The 22,907-nt window shown below is 69.6% G+C and carries 17 protein-coding genes and 3 pseudogenes; 11 read left to right on the forward strand and 9 right to left on the reverse strand.

The window, feature by feature from the left end; all coding sequences use genetic code 11:
• The first annotated feature begins 147 nt into the window (after nt 1-147).
• Nucleotides 148-303, forward strand: coding sequence for a response regulator transcription factor (locus tag ACGFU7_RS32850; RefSeq protein WP_393700707.1), 156 nt, complete (start codon nt 148-150; stop codon nt 301-303).
• A gap of 31 nt (nt 304-334) precedes the next feature.
• Here the strand turns inward: ACGFU7_RS32850 and ACGFU7_RS32855 are convergent, their stop codons facing one another.
• Nucleotides 335-1,477 (reverse strand): PP2C family protein-serine/threonine phosphatase, encoded by a 1,143-nt coding sequence (locus tag ACGFU7_RS32855; RefSeq protein ID WP_393700709.1) that lies wholly within the window; start codon nt 1,475-1,477, stop codon nt 335-337.
• A gap of 329 nt (nt 1,478-1,806) precedes the next feature.
• Here ACGFU7_RS32855 and ACGFU7_RS32860 point away from each other — a divergent pair, with 329 nt between their 5' ends.
• Entirely contained in the window at nt 1,807-1,962 is a 156-nt protein-coding gene (locus ACGFU7_RS32860; RefSeq protein ID WP_393700710.1) for a hypothetical protein, read from the forward strand.
• Between the two features lie 403 nt (nt 1,963-2,365).
• On the opposite strand, the gene ACGFU7_RS32865 is transcribed toward ACGFU7_RS32860, so the two are convergent.
• A complete protein-coding gene (locus ACGFU7_RS32865; RefSeq protein ID WP_393700712.1) occupies nt 2,366-3,295 on the reverse strand; it encodes a TIGR03619 family F420-dependent LLM class oxidoreductase in 930 nt (309 codons plus the stop codon).
• A gap of 175 nt (nt 3,296-3,470) precedes the next feature.
• Here ACGFU7_RS32865 and ACGFU7_RS32870 point away from each other — a divergent pair, with 175 nt between their 5' ends.
• On the forward strand, nt 3,471-4,712 hold the full coding sequence (locus ACGFU7_RS32870) for a DUF4303 domain-containing protein (protein WP_393700713.1): 1,242 nt from the start codon (nt 3,471-3,473) through the stop codon (nt 4,710-4,712).
• Nucleotides 4,713-4,830: 118 nt separating this feature from the next.
• Here ACGFU7_RS32870 and ACGFU7_RS32875 read toward each other — a convergent pair.
• Nucleotides 4,831-5,197 (reverse strand): annotated as a pseudogene (locus ACGFU7_RS32875) (SMP-30/gluconolactonase/LRE family protein); the annotation flags it as partial.
• A gap of 139 nt (nt 5,198-5,336) precedes the next feature.
• On the opposite strand from ACGFU7_RS32875, the gene ACGFU7_RS32880 reads away from it, so the two are divergent.
• Nucleotides 5,337-5,795: a CBS domain-containing protein gene (locus ACGFU7_RS32880; RefSeq protein ID WP_393700715.1), complete on the forward strand. Its 459-nt coding sequence runs from the start codon at nt 5,337-5,339 to the stop codon at nt 5,793-5,795.
• 200 nt (nt 5,796-5,995) lie between these two features.
• Here the strand turns inward: ACGFU7_RS32880 and ACGFU7_RS32885 are convergent.
• A pseudogene (locus ACGFU7_RS32885) lies at nt 5,996-6,836 on the reverse strand (IS5 family transposase).
• Between the two features lie 32 nt (nt 6,837-6,868).
• Entirely contained in the window at nt 6,869-7,057 is a 189-nt protein-coding gene (locus ACGFU7_RS32890) for a hypothetical protein (RefSeq protein WP_393700717.1), read from the reverse strand.
• A gap of 297 nt (nt 7,058-7,354) precedes the next feature.
• Between ACGFU7_RS32890 and ACGFU7_RS32895 the strand changes: the two genes are divergently transcribed.
• The gene (locus ACGFU7_RS32895; protein ID WP_393700718.1) at nt 7,355-8,437 is read left to right on the forward strand and encodes an NAD-dependent epimerase/dehydratase family protein; all 1,083 of its coding nucleotides are present in this window, start codon (nt 7,355-7,357) and stop codon (nt 8,435-8,437) included.
• 2 nt (nt 8,438-8,439) lie between these two features.
• Here ACGFU7_RS32895 and ACGFU7_RS32900 read toward each other — a convergent pair whose 3' ends face one another.
• Together ACGFU7_RS32900 and ACGFU7_RS32905 are read right to left on the reverse strand one after the other, a co-directional pair.
• On the reverse strand, nt 8,440-9,546 hold the full coding sequence (locus tag ACGFU7_RS32900) for a sensor histidine kinase (protein ID WP_393700720.1): 1,107 nt from the start codon (nt 9,544-9,546) through the stop codon (nt 8,440-8,442).
• Nucleotides 9,543-10,472: a response regulator transcription factor gene (locus tag ACGFU7_RS32905; protein WP_393700722.1), complete on the reverse strand. Its 930-nt coding sequence runs from the start codon at nt 10,470-10,472 to the stop codon at nt 9,543-9,545. The genes ACGFU7_RS32900 and ACGFU7_RS32905 overlap by 4 nt, the downstream gene beginning before the upstream one ends.
• Before the next feature lie 123 nt (nt 10,473-10,595).
• Between ACGFU7_RS32905 and ACGFU7_RS32910 the strand changes: the two genes are divergently transcribed.
• The 3 genes from ACGFU7_RS32910 to ACGFU7_RS32920 are packed head-to-tail and all read left to right on the forward strand — an operon-like array spanning nt 10,596 to nt 12,780.
• Nucleotides 10,596-11,300, forward strand: a complete 705-nt coding sequence (locus ACGFU7_RS32910; protein ID WP_393700724.1) for a glycosyltransferase family 2 protein — start codon at nt 10,596-10,598, stop codon at nt 11,298-11,300.
• Nucleotides 11,297-11,974 (forward strand): DUF2064 domain-containing protein, encoded by a 678-nt coding sequence (locus tag ACGFU7_RS32915; RefSeq protein ID WP_393700725.1) that lies wholly within the window; start codon nt 11,297-11,299, stop codon nt 11,972-11,974. Before ACGFU7_RS32910 ends, ACGFU7_RS32915 begins: the two co-directional genes overlap by 4 nt.
• On the forward strand, nt 11,971-12,780 hold the full coding sequence (locus ACGFU7_RS32920) for a class I SAM-dependent methyltransferase (RefSeq protein ID WP_393700727.1): 810 nt from the start codon (nt 11,971-11,973) through the stop codon (nt 12,778-12,780). The genes ACGFU7_RS32915 and ACGFU7_RS32920 overlap by 4 nt, the downstream gene beginning before the upstream one ends.
• A gap of 325 nt (nt 12,781-13,105) precedes the next feature.
• Here ACGFU7_RS32920 and ACGFU7_RS32925 read toward each other — a convergent pair whose 3' ends face one another.
• Nucleotides 13,106-14,416, reverse strand: a complete 1,311-nt coding sequence (locus ACGFU7_RS32925) for a molybdopterin-dependent oxidoreductase (protein WP_393700728.1) — start codon at nt 14,414-14,416, stop codon at nt 13,106-13,108.
• A 202-nt stretch (nt 14,417-14,618) separates the two neighbouring features.
• On the opposite strand from ACGFU7_RS32925, the gene ACGFU7_RS32930 reads away from it, so the two are divergent.
• Nucleotides 14,619-16,013, forward strand: coding sequence for a hypothetical protein (locus ACGFU7_RS32930; RefSeq protein WP_393700730.1), 1,395 nt, complete (start codon nt 14,619-14,621; stop codon nt 16,011-16,013).
• A 239-nt stretch (nt 16,014-16,252) separates the two neighbouring features.
• Here the strand turns inward: ACGFU7_RS32930 and ACGFU7_RS32935 are convergent.
• Nucleotides 16,253-16,528: pseudogene (locus tag ACGFU7_RS32935) on the reverse strand (MaoC/PaaZ C-terminal domain-containing protein).
• A 510-nt stretch (nt 16,529-17,038) separates the two neighbouring features.
• Here ACGFU7_RS32935 and ACGFU7_RS32940 point away from each other — a divergent pair.
• Both ACGFU7_RS32940 and ACGFU7_RS32945 read left to right on the forward strand, forming a co-directional pair.
• On the forward strand, nt 17,039-19,573 hold the full coding sequence (locus ACGFU7_RS32940; protein ID WP_393700732.1) for a Pls/PosA family non-ribosomal peptide synthetase: 2,535 nt from the start codon (nt 17,039-17,041) through the stop codon (nt 19,571-19,573).
• A 63-nt stretch (nt 19,574-19,636) separates the two neighbouring features.
• The gene (locus ACGFU7_RS32945; protein ID WP_393700734.1) at nt 19,637-22,891 is read left to right on the forward strand and encodes an amino acid adenylation domain-containing protein; all 3,255 of its coding nucleotides are present in this window, start codon (nt 19,637-19,639) and stop codon (nt 22,889-22,891) included.
• Nucleotides 22,892-22,907: the final 16 nt, after the last annotated feature.

The raw sequence follows: 22,907 nt of genomic DNA on the forward strand, positions 1-22,907 counted from the left end.
GGAGAACAACGGCTCGCCTGCCCCGGCTCCGGACGACATCGCCTTCTGCTCGGCTGGGGTACGACGGTCACGGCCGCCATCCCGCTCGCGACGCCGGCCGCACCGGCCACGGACCCCCTCGCCGCGCTGGGCGCACGCGAGTTGGAGGTGCTGGGGCATCTCGCGCAGGGACAGCGCAACCGGGCCATCGCGCAGCAATTGCACATCAGCGAGTCGACGGTGAAGTTCCACGTGGCGAACATCCTGACCAAGCTGAACGTGGAATCGAGAGGCGAGGCAGCGGCTCTGGCCCGAGCAATGTGAACAGCAACGGCAACGCCCCCGGCGGAAGCCGTCAGGATGGGTGGTTTCCGTGGTGGCGTCCCGTATGAGGGATGGGTCTGCGGTGGATCGCGATGAAAGCTGCGTCGTCGCCCAGATGTCCGCCGGCGTGGGCGAGGAGGTCGCCTCGCAGGTGGTGCAGTAGTGCCTCCGGGGAGCTCTCGGTCCACCGGGCGGCCCGTTCCACGAACGGGTAGAAGTCTCCGTCCCGGTCGCGTGCTTCGATGACGCCGTCGGTGTAGAGGAGGAGGGTGTCTCCGTCCTCGAAGGTGAACACGTCGAGGGCGTAGCCCGTCGGTCCCATGCCGCCGACCCCCAGCGGGGGCGCCGGGTGCAGACTCGGGACAGTGACGGCGTGTCCTGGGCTCAGCAGCAGGGGTGCGGGGTGTCCGCAACTGGTCATTCGGCTGATGTGGCCCTCGTCGGGGATCTCCAGCAGCAGGGCGGTGGCGAAGCGTTCCCCTGCCTCGTCCTCCGGCTCGAAATCGGCCTGGTAGCGCGAAACGCTCTGTTCGAGGGCCTCGGCCAGTGCGGGCAGGCCGGTGTGCTGGTGGGCGGCCTCGCGGAAGGCGCCGAGCAGGAGGGCGGCTTCTCCGATGGCGGCCAGGCCCTTGCCTCTCACGTCACCGATCATCACCCGGGTTCCGCCTTCGATGCGGGTGGTTGCGTAGAGGTCACCGCCGATCTGGGCCTCGTCCTCGGCAGCCAGATACAGGCAGGCGATCCGTAGCGGGCCGATACGGTCCGGAAGTGGCCACAGCAGGACGTGCTGTGCGGCTTCGGACACCGACCGCACTTGGGCGAGCTCCCGTCTGTGCCGCTCGCGTACCACGCAGAAGAACACGATCATGGCCGAGAGCACAGCGAGGGCGATGATCTGCACCATCACGTTCCGGGAGGACAGCACGCCGAAGTGCAGGCCGATGTATGCCTGGGCCGCCACGGCCAGGACCCCGATCGCTCCGGTCAGCAGAGGGCCGGCGAATGAGGCAGTGATCGCGGGCGCGATGACCAGCAGAGGTCCCAGATGGACGTCCTCCGGCATGACGATGTCCGCGGCTGTGATCACGATGATGAGCGCAACGGGAATCGTCAGCAGGGCATGGCTCGGCCGCCATGACTCCCGCAGACGGGCAAAACGTTCACTGAGGCCCACGTCTTCCACAGTGCACCGCCCCCGGGCAGCTGACGAGTCGGCCGGGGCGGGCCGGGCCCGGTGAGCCCCTCGCCGACCTGCCGGGGAGGGGCTGAGCGCGGGGCTCCGCCGACGCGTCGTGGCCGTGCTGACCGACCGGACGTCCGAGGTGGAACAGGTCTGTCACCAGCACTCCAGCGCCCTACGCCGAGTCTGCCCCCTCCCCCGCCACGTCCGTCGGCGGAGAACTCACGGCCGGCTGCGCTGGGCAATGGGCGCAGCCCGGGCCGCCGGCCGGACGACGCGTTACGCTCGTTTTGTATGCACACGTTCCGACCGGGGAGGCGGCCATGAGCGAGAACTACGAGTACCCGACGCCGTCGCAAGCAGAGGGCGAGAGGCTGGAAGAGGACATGAATCCGGCCGAGGAGCGGCACCCCGCCACGACGCGCACCCAGCCGTCCCAGGCGGAGGGTGAGCGCCGCACGGAGGATACCGAGAGCTGACGCAGGCGGCGGCTGTGCGAGTCGATCCGTGCAGGGCATGGGCGAGTTGGCGTGCTTTGTTCTTCGCGTCGTCGACCAGGCCCTTGGAGAGGCTGGATCTGCCGCAGCAGCCGCCGCTCTCCAGCTGCACCTGCCACCCCGCCCGTTCCAGCAGTTTCGACTGCCGCCCGGCCGATGCCGGGCTCGGTGAAGGTGGCGAAGGAGTCGGCGAGGGGGCGGGCGTACGGCGCCGGAACCAGCGCAGCAGGTTGTGGCGTACGAAGACCGGCAGCGGTCGCGTTCGTCCCGGCACCCCATCGACCGACGCCGGCGCACGACCGGAACACATGAACAGGGCGGCCGCACGACGGCCTCCGCAGTCCGTCCTCGCCGGGCAGCGGGTCAGGACACCATCACACCATCGTCAGACGCCCGCGGCTCGCGCCGCCTCGTACACCTCGGCCGCCACATCGATCAGCTCCGCGGCGTCTCGCGTCGTGCCCTGGAGATCCAGCATGATCTCCGGTACGCCCGTTCCGGCGTGTGCCACCAGGTCCTCGACGATCTGCGCCACGCTCCCGTGGAAGGGCTGTCGGCCCGCACCCTCGAACGGCTTGGCGCTGTACCGCGCATTGGCACGGGCGCAGACGTCGATCGGACGCTCCCGACCGCGCTCGGCAGCCACGTCCTGTACCCGCTGCCACTGCTCGGCCAGCCGAGCGGCGCCCATGGCCACGGGGATCCAGCCGTCCGCCCGGTCCACCAGACGGCGGGTGGCGCGCGGGCTGTTCGCGGGCAGGAAGACCGGGATGGGGCGCACCGGCTTGGGGCCGACCTCGGACGGGGCGATGGTGGTCAGCTCACCCTCGTACGAGACAGGGTCCGGACCCCAGACGGCCGCGCACACGTCCAGCAGCTCGTCCAGGACCGCGCCACGCCTCTCGAAAGGCGCGACGGAGGCGGCTGCATACTCATCCAGAGACCATCCCGTGCCGAGGCCCGCGATCACCCGCCCACCGCTCGCGACATCCAGGGAGGCGAGCGAACGGGCCAGCTGGAACGGCACGTGCAACGGTGCGACCAGGACACTGGTGCCGAGCCGGGCCCGGCCGGTCGCTGCGGCGGCCAGCGCGAGCGTGACCAGTGGGTCGGCGACACTGCGGTACTGGTCGGGCCACGGCAGCCCCGGAACGCCGTACAGCCCCTGGGTGGCGGGCTCAGGAAACAGGACACGCTCGAAAACCCACAGGCTGGCGTATCCGGTCTCCTCCGCCGCACGTGCCACGGTGGCCACATCACGGCCGATGTCGTACTGCTTCATCTGCGGGAGACCGAGACCGAGTGAAATCGACATGTATGCACTCCTTCATGATGACTGCGGTGCAACTACCGTAAGACACCTATTTGTTCTCCACTCGATGTCCATCGAAATATGATCAGGGCTCGGTGGCACGGGACGCGATCACCTTCGCCGAGGGTGGCACTCACATGCCGGTCCATGCCTTCGCCGCCCTTGATAAGGTCCCCGGATGCGATTCGACTGGGCTGGGCTCGAAGCGGCGATGAGGGAACAGATCGTTGGCTTCGTCCACCGCATTCGTGCGGAGCATCCCGACGACCGCATCTACGGCGCGGCCGTCCATGAGTTCTACGCGGAATCCGGCGGCACCATAGCCTGGACGCTCGTCGGCGTGGCGAGTGAGGAGAGGCTCGCGATGGTCGCCACCGACACGCTCGATGCAGCGGCGTTGCGCTGGAGCCCTGCCGACTGGCCGTGGCAGCTCGACCCGGGCAAGACCGAGGACGAGTGGGCCGGCCGGCTGGAGGCAGCAGCGACGGCCGACGACGGACGGCGCTGGGATGCGATCCGCCAGCGCTACCTGCGTACTGCCGCCAAAGCTTGCAAGGCAGCGCGGAAGCAGCTGGTGGCCGACGGAGTCGTGGACCGGGATTTCGTTGTCGTCGCGATGGACGAGGCGTGGGAGCTCGTCCCGTTGAGCCTGACCCGGGCTCAGATCCGTGAGCACTTCCCCGCGTTGGACGCCGAGCAACGCGAGGCGGACCGACTGGTCGCGCTGCCGCCGGAGCGGCAGGTGAGCGAGCTCGTCGCCATCGTCGAGTCGCCCTCTTCGCCATTGCCGTCCGAGCGGGCCGTGGAGTGGCTCCGCACGCTCGGTACAGTCGCTGTCCCCGCCGCGCTGGAGCGTCTGGGCCGTTCGCGTGAGAGGTGGCGCTGGGCGAAACTCCTGGCCGACATCGGTGTCGCCTCGACCGAGGTGTTCGATGCGCTGGAACGAACCATGACGAGCAAGCGCCTGAGCGAGCCCGACCGGGCCTGGGCCGCGGCAGCGCTCGCTCGCCTCGGCCGGATGGACCTGGTGGCCACGCGACTCGACAGCGTTCCCCCGGAGGTGGCGGTTCGGGGCCTGACCGCCCCTTACACATCATTCCGCGACCACGGCGCCCACGGCCTCCTCGACTACACCCCACTCGAGAACGCTCTGACGACGCACCAGGGTTGGCATGACGCCGTCCTCCGACAGCTCTCCCCGGGAAGAGGCTTCTGCGCGATCGGCCCGGACGAGGTCGAGACCGCGCTCGCCGGACTGGCCTCGGCTCTGCCCGTCGTCCGGCGCCACGCGCTCGTCGCACTGTCGGACGCACCGCTGGACGCGGAGCAGCGCGGACGCTACGCCGCAGAGCTGACGCGCCTGCGCCTGGACGACCCGGATCCCCTGGTGCGCGACGCCGCAGCCACTGTCAGCGCCTGACCGCACGACCTCGGGCAGCCTGCGGGCGAAATGCGGTCACCAACCGGTGGTGGGCGTTCGGCTTCGACATCCCGGCGCACGGCTGCAGCGCCCGCCACGCGTATCGCTGACCAGTACGTGGACGATCGGCGGCGAAGAGCATCTCATCAGGTGTGTCCCCCGTTCCGAGGCGCTCGGCCGCCGGATGCCACATGCGGCCCCGCAAGCGGGCGCTGCCGACGCTGCCGTCGGGCGCGATACGGGACAGGGTGCCGCCGCCCGGCTGCTCGTCATAGCGCATGGTGCCCGCCCACAGGGCTCCATCTGGGGCGACGGCCGCGGCGGCCGGCTACCGGGTCGTGCACGAGCCAGGAGTACGCCCCGTCCGCGGTGTGCAGGCCGATGCCGTCCCCGAGGTTGACCACCAGGCCGCCGCCCGCACGGGGTTTCGCCGCGTCTGCGTGCTGTTCGGTGGCCACGACCGTGCGGCGGCCGCTCGCCGGGTCCTAGTAGCGCCTGGATCCGTGCGCGATCGCGGCCGGCCTGAGTCACCTGTCCTGCTGACGCTTCCGGGGAGCGGTGTTGAGCCATTCGTGTTGTGATCGATGGCGGAGGACACAACGCTGTCGAGAACGGGAGGAAATCATGGCTGAGAAGCTGCGAGCACGAGACATCATGTCCGGTAACGTGCAGTGCGTCGGTGCGCACCAGTCGCTGTTCGAGGTATCGAAGATGATGCGCGATCTGGGCGTCGGTTGCCTGCCCATCTGCGGCGACAACAACAAGCTCACAGGCTTGATCACCGACCGTGACATCGTCGTCAAGTGCTGCGCCGAGGGCGTCGACCCGGCGACTGTGCAGGCCGGATCGCTCAATGCCAAGGTGCACTGGATCGATGCAGAAGCGGACGCCACCGAAGTCCTGACGACCATGGAGGAACACCAGATCAAGCGGTTGCCGGTGATCGACGTCCAGAGCGGCCACCGTCTGGTCGGCATGATCACGGAGGCCAATCTTGCGAAGAATCTGAGCGACGAACAGATCGCCGAGTTTGCGAGCCGGGTGTACGCGAGTGCTCAAATTTCCGGTCAGTCCGCAGGTTGAGGCGTCTCGCCGAACCCCGGAAGACAGTCGCCGAAGCGAGCAGCTTCATTGGTGCGCCCGGAAACAAAGCACCACAGCCAGTCGCGGACGCCCCATGTGGGGCTTGTGGCCCTGCGGCAGGCCACAGAGCACAGCGCTGGGGCGTCCGGGATGCATCTGGGACCACTCTGGGAATTGGGGCCAGGAGTTGTCCTCAAATCTCACGCCCACATCAGCAGGGATGTGAGAGTGACGGCTGCCTGGTAGGACACGGCGGTCTTGTCGTAACGACTGGCGATGCCGCGCCATTGCTCAAGGCGGTTGAAGCATCGTTCCACCACGTTGCGCCGTTTGTAGATCTGCTGGTCGAAGGCCGGAGGCCGACCGCAGCGTTTGCCACGCCGGAGGCGGTTGCGGATCTGGTCGGCCCGCTCGGGGATCGTGTGAGCGATGCCCCGCCGACGAAGCCAGGTACGGATCGCCTTCGAGTTGTAGCCCTTGTCGCCGGTGACGTGGGCCGGCGCCCCCGGATCGGCCCGGGCCGCACCCGGGGGCGCCGGCCGATCCGGGGCGCCCGTGTCTCCGCCATGAGTGTGGTGAACTGGGCGCAGTCGTCGGTGTTGCCGCCCGTGACCACAAGGGCGAGCGGGCGGCCGAAAGCGTCGCAGGCCAGATGAATTTTGCTGGTCAGGCCGCCCCGGGAACGTCCCCGTGCCCGTCGCCCCGTTTTCGGGCTCCGGCGGCATGCTGGTGGGCCCGCACGATGGTGGAGTCGACCGACACCAGCCAGTCGATGTCTCCTGCCGCGTCCGCCTGGGCCTGCGCAGCCTGAAGCATCTGCTCGAAGGTGCCGTCCTTGGCCCACCGGCGGAAACGGGTGTGCAGCGTGGCCGACGAGCCATACCGCTCGGGCACATCTCGCCAGGCCACCCCGGCACGGAACTTCCACACGATCCCGTTGAGGACCCTCCGGTCATCCAACCGCTTGCGGCCACGCAATGACTCGGGCAGCAACGGCCGGACGAACTCCCACTCTGCATCCGACAGTCCGTGGCGACGTATCACCCGACCATGATCCACCACACGGGGTCATCTCAAGATGCAACCGAGGAGCAGGGCTCCGCGCGTCGGCTGCGGAGGAGCCAGAGCCCTCCGGCTGCGGCCAGGCACATCAGGCCGGAGCCGACGCTCATCAGGGCCTGGAATGAGCCGTCCCAGAGAAAATAGGAGATGAGGTTGAACAGGAAGGCGGCCAGGAGCAGCAGCCAGAGCAGGACCTTCACAGCGGAGCTTCCTTGGGATGTTGGGATGTAGGGGTGAGTGATTGTCACGACGACCGTACGTGAGTCGCTCGTCGCGCCGTACGGCAGTCCAGGCTGATCGCGCCGCTGTTGCTGATCGAGGAGCCGGAGGCATCTGCACCCACACCCTCAGACAAGAGAACGGACCCTCCCTCTGCTCGACGGCATACCGTCGAAGGCCACCGCGGCCTACACCGCGTCCAGGTAAATCGCTTACGGTCTCGTGACGTGCCGGCTCAGAAGCGGACGGCTCGGCTCCGGACGGCCTAACGTGGGCGTATGCGTGTACTGGTCACCGGCGGCGCCGGGTTCATCGGTTCGGAGATCGTGCGGACCCTCGTGTCGGCCGGGCACGAGGCGGTGGTGCTGGACGTTCTGCTCCCTTCGGCGCACGGCGGCACCGCGTCCCCGTCCAGCGGCGACGGCCGTGACGGCGGGCTGATCGTGGCGGACGTACGTGACCGCGAGGCCGTGGACCGTGCGCTGCTGGGCATCGACGTGGTGTGCCACCAGGCGGCGATGGTCGGCCTGGGGAAGGACTTCGCTGACGCCCCGGAGTATGTGGGATGCAACGACCTGGGAACGGCCGTGCTGCTTGCCGCGATGGCCGCGGCGGGGGTCCGGAGTCTGGTGCTCGCCGGATCGATGGTGGTCTACGGGGAGGGCCGCTACTCCTGTCCCCGTCATGGCGGGGTCCGGCCGGGCCCACGGGCGGAGGCCGACCTGGCAGCGGGCCGGTACGAACCGCGCTGTCCGGACTGCGGTGCCGAGTTGGAGTCCGGGCTGGTCACGGAAGACGCTCCCGCCGACCCGCGCAACGTGTACGCGGCGACCAAGCTCGCCCAGGAACACCTCGCCGCGGCCTGGGCGCGCGCGACGGGCGGACGCACGATGTCGCTGCGCTACCACAACGTGTACGGACCGGGGATGCCGCGCGACACCCCGTACGCCGGTGTCGCCTCCTTCTTCCGTTCGGCCCTGGCCCGGGGGGAGTCGCCCCGCGTTTTCGAGGACGGCGGCCAGCGGCGGGACTTCATCCATGTGCGGGACGTGGCCGCCGCGAACGCGGTGGCGCTGGAGGCGGTCGCGGGACGCGGGCCGGGCAGCTTCGCCGCGTACAACACCGGCAGCGGACAGCCGCACACCATCGGCCAGATGGCCGCAGCCCTGGCCTCGGCCCACGGGGGCCCGGCGCCGGTGATCACCGGTGAGTACCGGCTCGGAGACGTACGCCATGTCACAGCGGACTCGCAACGGCTGCGGGACGAACTGGGCTGGAAGCCGGAAGTGGGTTTCGCCGAGGGGATGGCGCAATTCGCGTCGGCGCCGCTGCGGGAGGCGGCCGCGGGTCTGTCCTCCTGAGCTCACGCCAGCGGCAGGGTCACCTCGAAGCAGCAGCCGCCGGTGACGTTGCGGACCTCCGCCCGGCCGGCGTGTGCCTCGACGATCCCTCGCACGATAGCGAGTCCGAGTCCCGCGCCGGCTGGCGGCGTACGGGCATGGGTGCCGCGCCAGCCGGTGTCGAAGACCCTGGGCAGGTCCTCCTCCGGGATGCCGCCGCAGCCGTCGGTCACCGAGAGAACCACCCCGCCGCCCGCGCGGTGCGCGGCCACGGCGACGGTGCCGTCGGCGGGGGTTCGGCGGATCGCGTTGATCAGGAGGTTGTCCAGGACCCGGCCCATCTCCTTGCCGTCGACCTCGACGGGCACCGCCTCGATCCGGTCGCCGACCAGCCGCACGCCGTGCTCGTGGGCCAGCGGGTCCGCACCGGCGAGCGCGTCGCCCACCAGGTCGTAGACGGAGATCCGGGTGGGGCTCAGGGTGAGCGAGCCGGCGTGGATGCGGGAGAGCTCGAAGAGGTCGCCGACCATGTCGTTCATCCGCTCCACCTCGGTGCGTATCTGCCGCAGATAGCGCGGCGAGTCCACGGCCATGCCGTCCTCCAGCGCCTCGGACATGGCGCGCAGACCGGCGAGCGGGGTGCGCAGGTCGTGCGAGATCCAGGCAACGAGCTCACGCCGCGAGGTCTCCAGGGCGCGCTCCCGCTCGCGTGAACTGTCGAGCTTGGCACTGGTGGAGGCCAGTTCGCGGGTGAGAGCGGCGAGTTCGGCGGTGGCCGGAGCCTCGGGGGCCGCGAAGGTGCCGCCGTCGCCGAAGGAGCGGGCGGCGAGGGTCAGATCGCGGCTCCTCGCTGCCACCCAGCGGCCGAGCAGCATCGCGGTGACGAGCGAGACGACGGCGGCCATGGCGACGACGGTCGTGACCACCGTCAGGTCGTGCGGCGACAGGAACATCGCCCAGGCGACGGCCAGTGTCCCGGCGAGCATCGCGGTGACGGCCACGGCGGCCACGACGGTCAGCGAGACGACGAGCGAACGATGCCGGGAGAGCCGCAGCACGAGTGCGCCGAGCAGTCCGGCCGCAGCGGCGCCCAGGAAGGCGAAGAGCGCGATGAGGAGGATGTCGGTCATGACGGCGTTCCGGAGCCGGAATCGATGGAGGCGGTGGTGTCAGCGGCCGGATCCGGGGGAAGGTCCAGGCGGTAGCCGACGCCCCAGACCGTACGGATCAGCTCCGGGCGGGCCGGATCGGCCTCGACCTTCCCGCGCAGACGGCGGACGTGGACGGTCACTGTCGACAGGTCCCCGAAGTCCCAGCCCCAGACCCCGCGCATCAGCTCCTCCCGGGTGAACACCCGGCCCGGGTGGCGCAGGAGGAATGCGAGCAGATCGAACTCCCGCAGGGTGAGGGTCAGCGCTCGGCCCTCCCACGTCGCGCGTCTGGCCGCGGGGTCGAGGACGAGACCCGCGCCTTCCAGCAGTGCCCAGCGGCCTGAGGGTGTTGCGGCCGCCCTGGCGCGGCGCAGCACGGAGTCGACGCGCAGGACGAGTTCGCGGGGGCTGAACGGCTTGGTCACATAGTCGTCCGCCCCCGTCTCCAGACCGAGGATGCGGTCGTCCTCGTCGCCGCGCGCGGTCAGCATGATGACCGGCACCGGTCCGTGTGCCCGCATGCGGCGGCAGACCTCGAATCCGTCCATCCCAGGCAGCATCAGGTCCAGGACGGCCAGGTCCGGGCGACGGGCGGCGTACTGCTCGAGCGCGGCCGGGCCGTTCGCTGCTCGAGCCACGTCGTATCCGGCACTGGTCAGGTATCCGGTGACCACCTCCGCGACGGTGGGGTCGTCGTCCACGACGAGTACGTGGCCGCGGGCGGGGGCGCCGGGGTTCGTACCGGGCGCCGGCAACGGCCTCTCCTCTGCCGGAGACGCCCCGGGCAGGGGGACTCCGGGCCCCGGGTGACCGCGCCCGAGTGCCGGACGGGCCGGCTGTCCGGGGAGGGCCGGAGGCGCCCCGCCGGCGGGGACGGGCGGCGGTGTGTCCGGAGTCGTCTGCATGTCACCACCTTGGCACCCGCAGCGGTGAACCGGGGACGCCCATGTGCCGCCGCCTGACGACGTCCATATTTCGTAAGAATCCGGAACCCGAATTGTCGGTTTTCGCTCCGTAGGGTAATCCGGGTGATCCTTCCCTCCGATACTTCCGGCCCCCGTGCCGACATCGTCCTGCCCTGTCTGGACGAGGCCGCCGCACTGCCCAAGGTGCTGGCCTCGGTCCCTCGTGGCTGGCGGGCGATCGTCGTGGACAACGGCTCCACCGACGGCTCGGCGGAACTGGCCCGCTCTCTCGGCGCGACCGTGGTGCACGAACCGCGGCGCGGCTTCGGCGCAGCCTGTCAGGCCGGGCTTCTCGCCTCCGAGGCGGAGTTCGTCTGCTTCTGCGACTGCGACGGCTCGCTGGATCCCGGGCTGCTGCCCGGCTTCGTCCGCCGCGTCGCCGACGGTGAGAGCGACCTGCTGCTCGGCCGCCGCCGCCCCGAGGAGCGCGGCGCCTGGCCACTGCACGCGCGGGCGGGCAATGCGGCGCTGGCCCGCATGCTGCGCCGCCGCACGGGGCTGCGGCTGCACGACCTCGGGCCGATGCGGGCCGCACGCCGGGCTGATCTGCTGGCGCTCGATCTCACCGACCGGCGCAGCGGGTACCCGCTGCAGATGGTGGTGCGCGCGGCCGACGCGGGATTGCGGGTCACCGAGACGGACGTCCCGTACCTTGCGCGGACGGGAAAGTCGAAGGTCACCGGCACATGGCTGGGCACCTGGCACGCGGTGCGCGATATGCGCGCCGTGCTGAGTGAGCCACCGGTCCGGGCGGGGGCCTCTCGATGAGCTCACCTGAGCCCGGCGCTGCCCGCCCGGCCCCGGCCGGGGCGACGACCCTGCTGGTCATCGCCAAGGAGCCGCTGCCCGGCCGGGTCAAGACCCGGCTCACTCCGCCCTTCTCCCCCGGCGAGGCCGCGCGACTCGCCGAGGCGGCGCTCGGCGACACCCTGCGCACCGTCAGCGCGCTGCCCGCCGCGCGGCGCGCGGTCGTCCTGGACGGCGCGCCGGGACCATGGCTGCCGCCCGGCATCGAGGTGGTGGCGCAGAGCGCGGGAGGTCTCGACGAACGGCTCGCCGCCGCGTTCGGCGCCTGCACGGGGCCGACGCTCCTGATCGGAATGGACACCCCACAGGTCACAGCGGCCGATCTGGCCCCCGCGCTCTCCCCCAGCGCCTGGGACGGCTGCGACGCCTGGTTCGGCCCCGCCGAGGACGGCGGATTCTGGGCACTGGGCCTGGCCGAACCCGATCCCGAACTCCTGCGCGGTGTACCGATGTCCGTGCCCGAGACCGGTGCCGTGCAACGGCGCCGGCTGGTCGATGCCGGACTGACCGTTCGCGATCTTCCCCGGCTGCGGGACGTGGACACGGCGGCCGACACCGTGTACGTCGCCGCCCTCGCGCCGCACGGGCGGTTCGCCGCCGAGCTCGCCCGGCTGACCGAGGCGGCGGTCCGATGAGCCGCACAGGTCCGGACCGCGGTGTGATGAGCCCGCCGCACCCGGACGTCACCTCATGGAGCACCGACCCGTACGCCAACGCCCTGCGCAACGGACACGGGCCGCTCTTCCTTCGCCGTACGGACGGCTGGCTGCTGCCGCTGGACGTCGAACGCTGGTGCGCCGGCGCGGACGCCGCGGACCTGTCGGCGCTGTGCCGCTGCGAGGGCCCCGTCCTGGACATCGGGTGCGGGCCCGGGCGGCTGGTCGCCGCGCTGGCGGCCCACGGTCACCGCGCACTCGGCATCGACGTCAGCGAGGCCGCGGTCGACCGTACCCTGCGGCTCGGAGGTTCCGCCCTGCACCGGTCCGTCTTCGAACCGCTGCCGGGCGAGGGGCGTTGGGGCACCGTTCTGCTCGTCGACGGCAATATCGGCATCGGAGGCGATCCGCGTCACCTTCTGCACCGCACGGCGGACCTGCTCGCCCCGGGCGGACTCCTCATCGCCGAGACCGCGCCGCAGGACATCGACGAACGGGTCCGGGTACAGCTGGACGACGGACGCGCTTCCGGCTCCGGACCGGCACAGACCGCCCCATTCCCGTGGGCCCGGCTCGGCACACCTGCGCTGCTGAGATACGCCCGCCCCCACGGGCTGCACTCCGTCGATCAGTGGGAGGCGGACGGCCGCTTCTTCGTCTCCCTGCGACGCAGCCGGACCGTCCGGACCACCAGCCAGAGCCCCGACACCAAGAACAGCGCGGCCGTGATCAGCAGCCAGTTCCCCAGGAACACATCGGGGGACAGCCCGCTTGCCGGCTCGTAGTGCTCCGTCTGCCGGGTGATCAGCGGGAACCACACGAGCAGCAGCAGTCCGGAGAGGAAAGCCGGCACCCGGACGAAGTTCACCCAGCCGGAACGCGGGCGGAGAGACCGGCGCAGCAGCAGGTCCGCCGACGCGTAGAAAGGAACCAGCACCAAGTCGTGCACAAGGGCCGCGCCGACGAACCACACGATCACGCCGAGCGTGTCCCCCGCCAGCAGCCGCACACCCGCATATCCGGCCAGAGCGAAGGAAGCGGCCATCAGGACGAGGTGCAGTGGTCCCTCCCCGTACCAACGCCGCAAGAGGTTGCGGGGGGCCGCTCTGTTCACAGTTCTCCAAAGGTCAGCCGGGCCACCCATTTGGTGTTGAGCACGCCGGGTGCGGCCGGGACGATGATCCGTGCCGGGTATCCGTGATCGGGTGACAAATCCTCGCCGTTGACCTGCATCGCCAACAGCGAACGCGGGTCGCGCACCTGGTTGTCGCGGAGCGCCGCCCGGCGGAACGGCCCGCTGCGCTGAACCGATTCCACCAGCACCCCCGGTGGCCGGTCCGGGTATCCGGCGAGCGCCGCCAGATCCCTCAGTCGTACGCCGCGCCACCACTGGTCCGAGGTGGACCAGCCCTCCACACACGCGATCGGAAGCGCCGCGCTGTGCTGGTCCATGGCCAGCAGCTGCTCCCGGGTGAACCGGAGGTCCCCGGCCGGCCCGCTGACGGTGAGCCACCAGCCCTCCCCCGTATCGGTCGTGGTGACACCGACCGCGGCGGCCGTCTTGTTGATCTGGAAGCCGTTGGGTCCGGAGCCCGGCTCGGCGGCGCCGTGCGGGGTGAGCACTGCGAGACGCCTCAGCGGTCCGTCGAAGCTCCGCCCGGCCGACGTGACCAGCAGGACCAGTGAGCCCGCACCCACCATGGTCAGCGCGCCGCGCCGGGACAGCGTCGGCGCGGCGGGGGCGGGAGACTCCAGCCGGTCACCCTGAACCGTCCCGCTCAGTCCGCCCGACCGCAGTGCCCGAACGGCCTGCGGCACCCTCAGCCCCGCATGGGCGAGGAACGCGGCGAAGAACACCCACGCCCCGTAGAAGTGCAACGGGTAGAAGGAGCCCGGAAACAGATACTCCAGCTGGATGTTGAGCAGCCCGGTGAGGAACTCGAAGAGCGCCCCGCCCACCAGCAGCAGCAGGGAGATCCGCTCCAGTGCGTGTCCGAGTGAGCGGGCCGGCGGCAGCGCGAAGAGTCTGGGAACCACCGACCAGAGCTTCGCCAGCAGGACCGGGACGAGCACGATCCCCACGGTGACGTGGAGCCCCTGCGTCAGCCGGTACAGCCAATGCGGCCCGGTCGGCCAGGCGAAGAGGTAGAAACCCAGCAGCCCCTTGTCCGGCGTCTTGTCGTTGACCGGATTCAGACCGGGATTGTAGGCGGCGTACGACAACAGGCCCGTCACGAAGAGCAGCGTGATCCCGACGAGCAGGACGAGGCCGAGCACCGCGGTGAACCGGACCCCCCGCACGGGACTGCGCCAGAACCCGGGCGCCGAGGGGAGCCGTTCGAGGACCGTCGCGGCACGGCCGGAGGAGAGCCGGAAAAGGGAAGCGGGAGGTGTCGGACTGTTCCGACGGCGGTCGCCCATGCCCCGACGCTATGCCCGGGGCGCCGGGGCGGGACGGGTGCGACTCCTGACGAAACGATGACGTCACCCCTAGGAACGTACGGGTCCGGCACCCGGCCCGTCCTGCCCACCAGCCCATCGCAGCGGTCCGGAATCTGACGGTTCGGTGACGCGCCCCGCCGGTACCCGTCCCCGCCGCCCCGCCGTGCGTACGGTGCCCTGCGTGAAGACCGAGGACCGCACCGAGCACATCACCGAGCCGATGCCCGCACAACGCTCCGGTCACCGCCGCGACCTGGCAGCCGCCGGCGCGGGCGTCGTACTGGTCACCGTCGCCGCGCTCGTCGGCCGGGCCATCGAGAACGCCGACCACACCCTCTACGTCCACTGGCCACCGCTGCTGGCGTCCTGGTACCCGCATGCCGGCCCCGGCACAGCGGCCGCACCCGCCGTCGCCGCAGCCGTCGTCGCGTACGGCCCCGCCCTCGCCGTCCGGCTGCGCTGGCGAACTCTGCTCCTCAGCTGCTACGCCGCCTCGCTCGCCTGGGTCTTCTCGCTCGCGCTGATCGACGGCTGGGGACGTGGCATCGCCGAACGTCTCACCACCAAGCACGAGTACCTGAGAGTCATCGGCCGCTTCGACGACATCGGCGCCGCGCTGCACAGCTTCAACGGCCACATCCTGATCGGACCGCCGGGCAACTGGCCCACCCATGTCGCCGGACACCCGCCGGGCGCCACCCTCACCTTCGTCCTGCTGGACCGCATCGGGCTCGGCGGTGGTGCCTGGGCCGGGGTCTGGTGCATCGTGACCGGCACCTCCGCCGCGGTGGCCGCCCTGATCGCCGTCCGCACCCTGGCGGACGAGCACACCGCCCGCCGCGCCGCACCGTTCATCGTCCTCGCACCGGTCGCTGTCTGGACCGGCACCTCGGCCGACGGCTACTTCACCGCCGTGGCCGCCTGGTGCGTCACCCTGCTGGCCCTGGCCGCGACCCGCACGGTCCACAGCCCCGCAGCCGCCGCGCTGGGTGCAGGTCTGCTGTACGGCCTGGTCTGCTACCTCAGTTACGGTCTGACGCTCATCGCTCTCCTGCTCCTCGCCGTCCTCGTGCTCACTCGCACCGCCCGGCCGCTCGCCCTCTTCGCACTGGGAGCTCTGGTAGTGCCGGTCGCCTTCACGCTCGCGGGCTTCAACTGGTGGGAGGCGTACCACCTGCTCGTCGAACGCTACTACCAGGGGGCGGGGGGATTCCGGCCGTACTCCTACTGGGTCTGGGCCAACCTCGCCTGCACCGCGATCGCCGTCGGACCGGCGACGCTCGCGGGCCTGCGCCGGACCGCGGCGGGCGCCCCCGGAGCCGTACGCACCCTGCGAACCGGGACGACGGCTTCGCCGCAGCGCCTGATCCTGTTCGTGTCGGCGGCGCTCCTCGCGCTGCTGGCCGCCGACCTGTCCGGGATGAGCAAGGCGGAGACGGAACGGATCTGGCAACCGTTCATCCTCTGGCTGCTCCCCGCCACCGCACTCCTGCCCACACCGCGCCGACGTGGCTGGCTGGCCGCACAGGCAGTCGTGGCCCTGGCGGTCAACCACCTGCTCTGGACCGGATGGTAGCCGCGGAGTCAGACCGTGTGCGACACGTCCGCACGTGTGCTTGTCGTAGCGAGTGGCGACGGCTCGCAACTGTTGAGGCTTGTTGACCGCCCGCTCCACGGCGTTCCGAGCTTTGTACCGGGCTCTATCGAAGGCGGGAGGTCGGCCGCCATGTGAACCCCCGTGCAGGCGGGCCGACTTGGTGTCACTCTTCTCCGGGATCACGTACCCGATGACGCGTCGCCGCAGATAGGAACGGATCACGCCGTTGCTGTACGCCTCGTCGGCACCGACGCGGGCCGGCAGCCGCCGAGGTTTGCCCGTGCCGAGCCGGGGACGCGGATCTTGTCCATGACCTGCTCGAACAACGGGCCGGTGGCGGCACGCTCGGGGTCGACATGGATCCACTGGTGGTCGCCGGTGGACTCGGCGAACAGGTCGATCCCTTACGCGTCGACGAAGATCCACTCACCGGTACCGACGTGGGTGCCGACGGCCGCGGCGAGCGCGGCGGGGGAAGGGAAGACCTTGGTCATCGGGTGTCCTGTCACGTCCTCGAGTTCTGTCGGTCGGTGGTGGCCTGTGGACGCAGTGCGGGTTGGACTCTCCCGCGCCGAGTCAGCACGGACCGGCGTGTGCCGACTCTGACCTGCAGGGTCGCTTCGTGATACGTCAGCCACATCCTGAAGCCACCGGGTAAACGATCACGGAGCGTGACCGTGATCGCGGCCGCGAGCGCAACGGTCCAGCCCACAGGAAACTTCCGGATACCCCCACCCGACCGGCCCTCTGCCGCCACAGCCCCAGGCCGGCGTCCGGCAGCGAGGACCCCTGGCGCCGTCGAGAGCTACTGCCGTGCCAACGCGATCGGGCTCGAGTGGCAGCCCGACGGTGGACAGCTGAGACTAAGGCGACGGTTTGGGAATCGGACAACGGATCCCGACCTCGTGACTTCCGGACTACTCGCTCCGGCTATCGAAAAAGCGCGAGTACAAGGCGCCGGCCGAAATGGCCGACAACGCTCGAAAGTTCCTCAAGGAGCTCGTATGGAGGAGAATTCCGTCGAAGTCCTGACGCCCGGGCCGGATGAATCTGCGATCGACAAGCGCAGGAACACCGGCCCGAAGACCGGCATCGAGACAAACCTCGCCGAGGTGCTGGCCGACGTCATGTGTGTCGAACGGGTGTCGGTCGACAGCCACTTCTTCGATGACCTCGGCGCCAACTCATTGGTGATGGCCCATTTCTGCGCACGGGTCAGGAAGCGGGCGGACCTCCCATCGGCGTCGATGAAGGATATCTACCGGCACCCAACGATCCGAAGCCTGGCGACGGGTCTCGCGGACGCCGCGCCCACCCCTGTCGAGTCGCCGGTCCCGGCGTCGACCGAGGTGGTGCCCCCAGCCGGCACGGTGCAGTACGCCCTCTGCGGAGCCCTGCAGTTCCTGCTCTTTCTGGGATACTCCTTCCTCGCCGGACTTGTTGCCGACCGAGGCTATGCATGGGTCTCCGCCAGCTCGGATGTGACCGGCATCTACCTGCGATCGTTCGTCTTCGGCGGCGTCGGATTCGTAGGTCTGTGCGCCTTCCCGATCGTGGCCAAGTGGCTCCTCATCGGCCGGTGGAAATCGCGCGAGTTCCCGGTCTGGGGTCTGACGTATCTGCGCTTTTGGACCGTCAAGGTGCTGATCCACGCCAACCCGATGATTTTCTTCGTCGGCAATCCCCTGTACGTGCTGTACCTGCGAGCCCTGGGCGCACGGATCGGCAAGGGGGTCACGATCCTCTCCCGCAACGTTCCGGTCTGCCCCGACCTGCTCACGATCGGCGCCGGCACGGTGATCCGCAAAGACTCGTTCTTCCTCTGCTACCGGGCGCACGCCGGCCGTATCCAGACCGGTCGGGTCACCCTGGGCCGGGACGTGCTCATCGGCGAGAAGACCGTGCTCGACATCGACACGTCGATGGGCGACGGGGCGCAACTAGGCCACACGTCCACGCTGTACAGCGGCCAGGTGGTCCCGGACGGCCAGCGCTGGCACGGATCCCCGGCACAGCTCACGGAGCACGACTACCTGAGGATCGGGCCGGCCAAGTGCGGCACACTGCGCCGGGCCGGCTTCGGCCTCATCACCGTGCTTCAGCTGTTTTTCCTCTACGTGCCTCTGGCTGTCGGGGGCGCGTACATGCTGGTGACTCTGGTCCCGGCGCTGCACAACCGGCTGGGCCCGAGCACGGTGGGGTTCACATCGCCGGATCTCTACATCGACGCGCTGATCCTTTCCATGGTGCTGTTCTTCGGCTTCGTCGTCGTGGGTCTGGCCGTACTGTTCACCGTTCCGCGCCTGCTGAACCTGGTCGTCAAGCCGGACAAGGTCTATCCGCTGTACGGGTTTCATTACTCGGCGCACCGGGCGATCGGGCGCATGACCAACATCAAGTTCTTCAAATGGCTGTTCGGTGACAGCTCCTACATCGTCCATTATTTGCGCGGCCTCGGATACGACTTGTCCCGGGTCGAGCAGACCGGGTCGAACTTCGGCACGGAAGTGCAACACGAGACCCCGTATCTGTGCTCTGTCGGCAGCGGGACGATGGTCGCTGACGGGCTCTCCATCGTCAACGCCGACTTCTCGAGCACGTCCTTCCGGGTGTCCCGGGCCTCGATCGGGCCATACAACTTCCTCGGGAACAACATCGCCTATCCGTCAGGGGCCAGGACGGGCGGGAACTGTCTCCTTGCGACGAAGGTGATGGTTCCGCTCGACGGTGAGGTGCGCGAGGGTGTGGGCCTGCTCGGCTCACCGTGCTTCGAGATTCCCCGGTCGGTGGAGCGCGACTCCCGGTTCGACCATCTTCGGACCGGCGACGAGTTGCGCCGCAGCCTCGCCGCAAAGAACCGCTACAACATCCGCTCGATGGTCTTCTTCCTGCTCGTGCGGTGGCTGCATTTCTTCGTGCTCACGATGCTCGGCCTGGCGAACGTCGAACTGTACGACTCCTACGGGCATGTGCTGATCGCTGTGTTCCTGATGTCCAGTCTTGGGTTCACCGCTGTCTACTTCGTACTGGTGGAACGCGGTATCGCGGCATTCCGCGCGCTGCGACCGCAGTTGTGTTCCATCTACGACCCGTACTTCTGGTGGCACGAGCGCCTCTGGAAGGTGCCCGACACGTACCTCAACGTCTTCAACGGCACCCCTTTCAAGAACGTGATCTGGCGGATGCTGGGTGTTCGGCTCGGCAGCAGGGTCTTCGATGACGGCTGCTATTTGACGGAGCGGACGCTCACCACCATCGGGGACGACTGCACGCTCAATGCGGGAAGCAAGATCCAGTGCCACTCGCAGGAGGACGGCACCTTCAAGTCCGATCGCAGCATCATCGAAGCCGGCTGCACCCTCGGTGTGGGAGCCCACGTCCACTACGGCGTGACGATGGGCGACGGCGCGGTGCTCGCCCCCGACTCCTTTCTCATGAAAGGCGAGGAAGTCCCACGGCACGCACGCTGGGGAGGAAACCCCGCCGCGGAGATGCGAGATGCCCCTTATCAGCCCGAGGCGCTGACGCGGAAGGGGTAGCAGCGCCGCCCTTGTCAGCGATGAACAGCACGGTGGCGACGGTGAATGGAGAGGGACGACCAGATGGGAATGCAAGTGCAGGCCGACCGGGAGTTCTGGCGCGCTGTGCTCGTCGCCGGTGGATTCACCGCAATCCCGCGGTGGACACTCAACCCGGTGACGGGCGTCGGCGAGCACGAGGCGACGGTCCCGGACGACGTCGTGGCAGCGTTGGGCAGGTTGGCCAACGACCTGGCGGTGCCACTCGAATCGGTGCTGCTGGCCGCGCACGCCAAGGTGCTCGCCGCACTGTCCGGTGAGCACGAGGTCACGACCGGCTACGTCACTGTGGAGGGCGGCCGGCCGCTGCCCTGCCGGCTGACAACCGAACCCGACTCGTGGCGGGCGCTGCTGCTGGACACCCATCGAGTCGCATCAAATGTGCTGTTGCACAAGGACTTTCCGGTCGATGACCTCAGGCGCGAGCTGGGCCTGGCCGAACCATCGGTCGAAACCGTATTCGATCCGCACGGCTCGCGCGGCGAACTCGCCGGTAACGCCGTGCTGTGGGTGGGATTTTCGCAACACGGCGGCCACAGCGTGCTGCGTCTGCGGTACCGGACCGACGCGCTCGACGCGGACTGCGCCATCAGGATCGCCGGGTACCACGTCTCCGCGCTCGCGCTGATCGCCGCCGATCCGGACGCCGAGCACGGGCGGCTGAGCCTGCTCTGCGCCGAGGAACTCCGCTTTCAGCTCGAAGGGCTCGCCGGTCCGCGCCGGGAGCTGCCGGACCGCCGGTTCCACGAGCTGTTCGAGCAGCGGGTGGCGGCACACCCGGACGCCGTCGCGGCGGTGCACGGGGAGCGGCAGCTGACGTATCGGGAACTCAACGCGCGTGCCAACCGGTTGGGACGAGCCCTGCTGGCGCGCGGGCTGCGCCCCGAGGGTGTCGTCGCGGTGGTGACCGAGCGCAACCTGGACTGGATGGCCGCCGTGCTCGCGGTCTTCAAGGCCGGTGGCGTGTACCTGCCCATCGAGCCGCATTTCCCGGCCGATCGCATCGCGGCCATGCTCGCGCGTGCCGCGTGCGGGCTCGTGCTGACCGAACCGGGCAGCACCGCCACGCTCGACCAGGCCCTCGACTCGCTGTCCGGGATCCAGAAGCTCTTCGTCGGCGCAGCCTGCGAAGAGGACCGTGCCGACGATGATCTGGGCCTCCGCGTCGCACCGGACCAGCTCGCCTACATCTATTTCACCTCCGGCTCCACGGGTGAGCCCAAGGGCGCGATGTGCGAGCACGCGGGCATGCTCAACCACCTCTACGCCAAGATCGACGACCTGGAGATCAGCGAGGGACAGGTGGTCGCCCAGACCGCACCCCAGTGCTTCGACATCTCGCTGTGGCAACTGGTGTCCGGGCTCCTGGTCGGGGGGCAGACCCTGCTGGTGGAGCAGGAGGTGATCCTGGACGTCCAGCGGTTCGTCGACAAGATCATTGACGGCCGGGTCGCCGTCCTCCAGGTCGTACCCTCCTACCTGGACGTCGTCGTGTCCTGTCTGAAGCAACACCCCCGCGAACTGCCGGACCTGCGGTGCGTGTCGGTCACCGGCGAGGCACTGAAGAAGGAGCTCACGCAGCGCTGGTTCGCCGCCCAGCCCGGGATCAAGCTGGTCAACGCCTACGGGCTGACCGAGACCTCGGACGACACCAACCACGAGGTCATGGACCGCGTGCCGGACGGAGACCGGGTCCTGCTGGGTTCCGCGGTCAACAACGTGCACGTCTACGTCGTCGACGAGCACCTGACCCCGGTGCCGCTCGGCGCCCCCGGTCTGATCGTCTTCTCCGGCGTCTGCGTCGGCCGCGGATACGTCAACGACCCCGAGCGCACCCGGCAGGCCTACCTGGCCGACCCGCACCGTGAGGGCGCCCGGCTCTACCGGGGCGGCGACTACGGCCGCTGGCAGCCCGAGGGCAAGCTGGAGTTCCTCGGCCGCCGGGATACCCAGGTGAAGATTCGTGGCTTCCGGATCGAGATCGGCGAGATCGAGAACACCCTGTTGCGGGTGCCCGGTGTTCGCGACGGTGCAGTGGTGGTCACCGAGCGGGCCGACCAGAGCAAGCACCTGGTGGCGTTCTACTCCGGTCGGCGGCCACTCGAGGTCGACGTCCTGCTGGACCGGCTCGGTGAGTCGCTGCCCGAGTACATGGTCCCGTCGGCCTTCCACTGGCGGGAAAGTCTGCCGCTGACGGCCAACAGCAAGATCGACAGGAAGACTTTGCGGGCGCTCGCCGGAGAAATCGACGTCGTCCAGGACGACTACCACGCGCCGAATACGCCGACCGAACAGCAGCTGGCGGCCGCATGGGCGAAGGTGCTCGGCATCCCGCAGAAACAGATCGGACGGCGGGACCACTTCTTCGACCGGGGCGGCACGTCGCTGTCGGCAGTGAAGCTGGCGATCACCCTGGGCCGTGCGGTGTCCCTCAAGGACGTCACCCGCCACCCGATCCTGGCCGATCTGGCCGGGCTGGTCGACGGCAGGTCCGAGCGGCGCTCCGGGCTGCTTCAGCCACTGTCGGAATCGGACGGTGCGCAGGCCGCTGCCCTGGTGTGCTTCCCCTGCGCCGGCGGCAACGCGGTGAACTTCCAGCCGATGGCCAGGGCACTGCCGGGCGGCGGGCCGGCGGTCTACGCCGTCGAGCTGCCCGGTCACGACGTGGCCGCCGAGAGCGAGCCGCTCGCGCCGATGACACAGGTGGTCGAGCAGGTCGTCGTCGAGATCATCCGGCGTGGCCTGACCAGGGTCCTGCTGTGGGGCCACTCCTCGGGCACCGCGTTGGCCGTGGAGACAGCCAGACAGCTGCAGGAGCGCGGGGTGGACGTCCAGCGGGTGTTCCTCGGCGCGCAGCTGCTCGGTAACGCCGCCGACCGGCGCGCCACCATCACCGAGCTGACCGGGCGAAGCAACACCGAGATCGCCGCGAAACTGAGCGCGGACGGCGGGTACACCGAGCTCGGTGAGCTGAGTGCGCAGCACGCCGAGCACGTCGGTGCCGCCTACCGGCACGACTGCGTGTCCGCGCACCGCTATTTCGCCGACGCCCTGGAGCGCCCGCCGGCGCTGAAGCTGTCCGCGCCGGTCACCGTGGTCGTTGCCGCCAACGACCCGAGCACGGCGGAGTACCCGCGCCGGTATCGCGACTGGCAGCTCCTGGCCGAGCAGGTCGACCTGCACGAGCTCGCCGACGGCGGCCACTACTTCCTGCGTACCCGTCCGGCCGAGGCGGCAAAGGCCGTGCTGCGCGCCGCCGAATTGTTCGCTTCTTCCTGAGTGTCAGCTGAAAGGA

Source organism: Streptomyces sp. NPDC048473 (genome assembly GCF_043200155.1).
Taxonomy (GTDB): domain Bacteria; phylum Actinomycetota; class Actinomycetes; order Streptomycetales; family Streptomycetaceae; genus Streptomyces.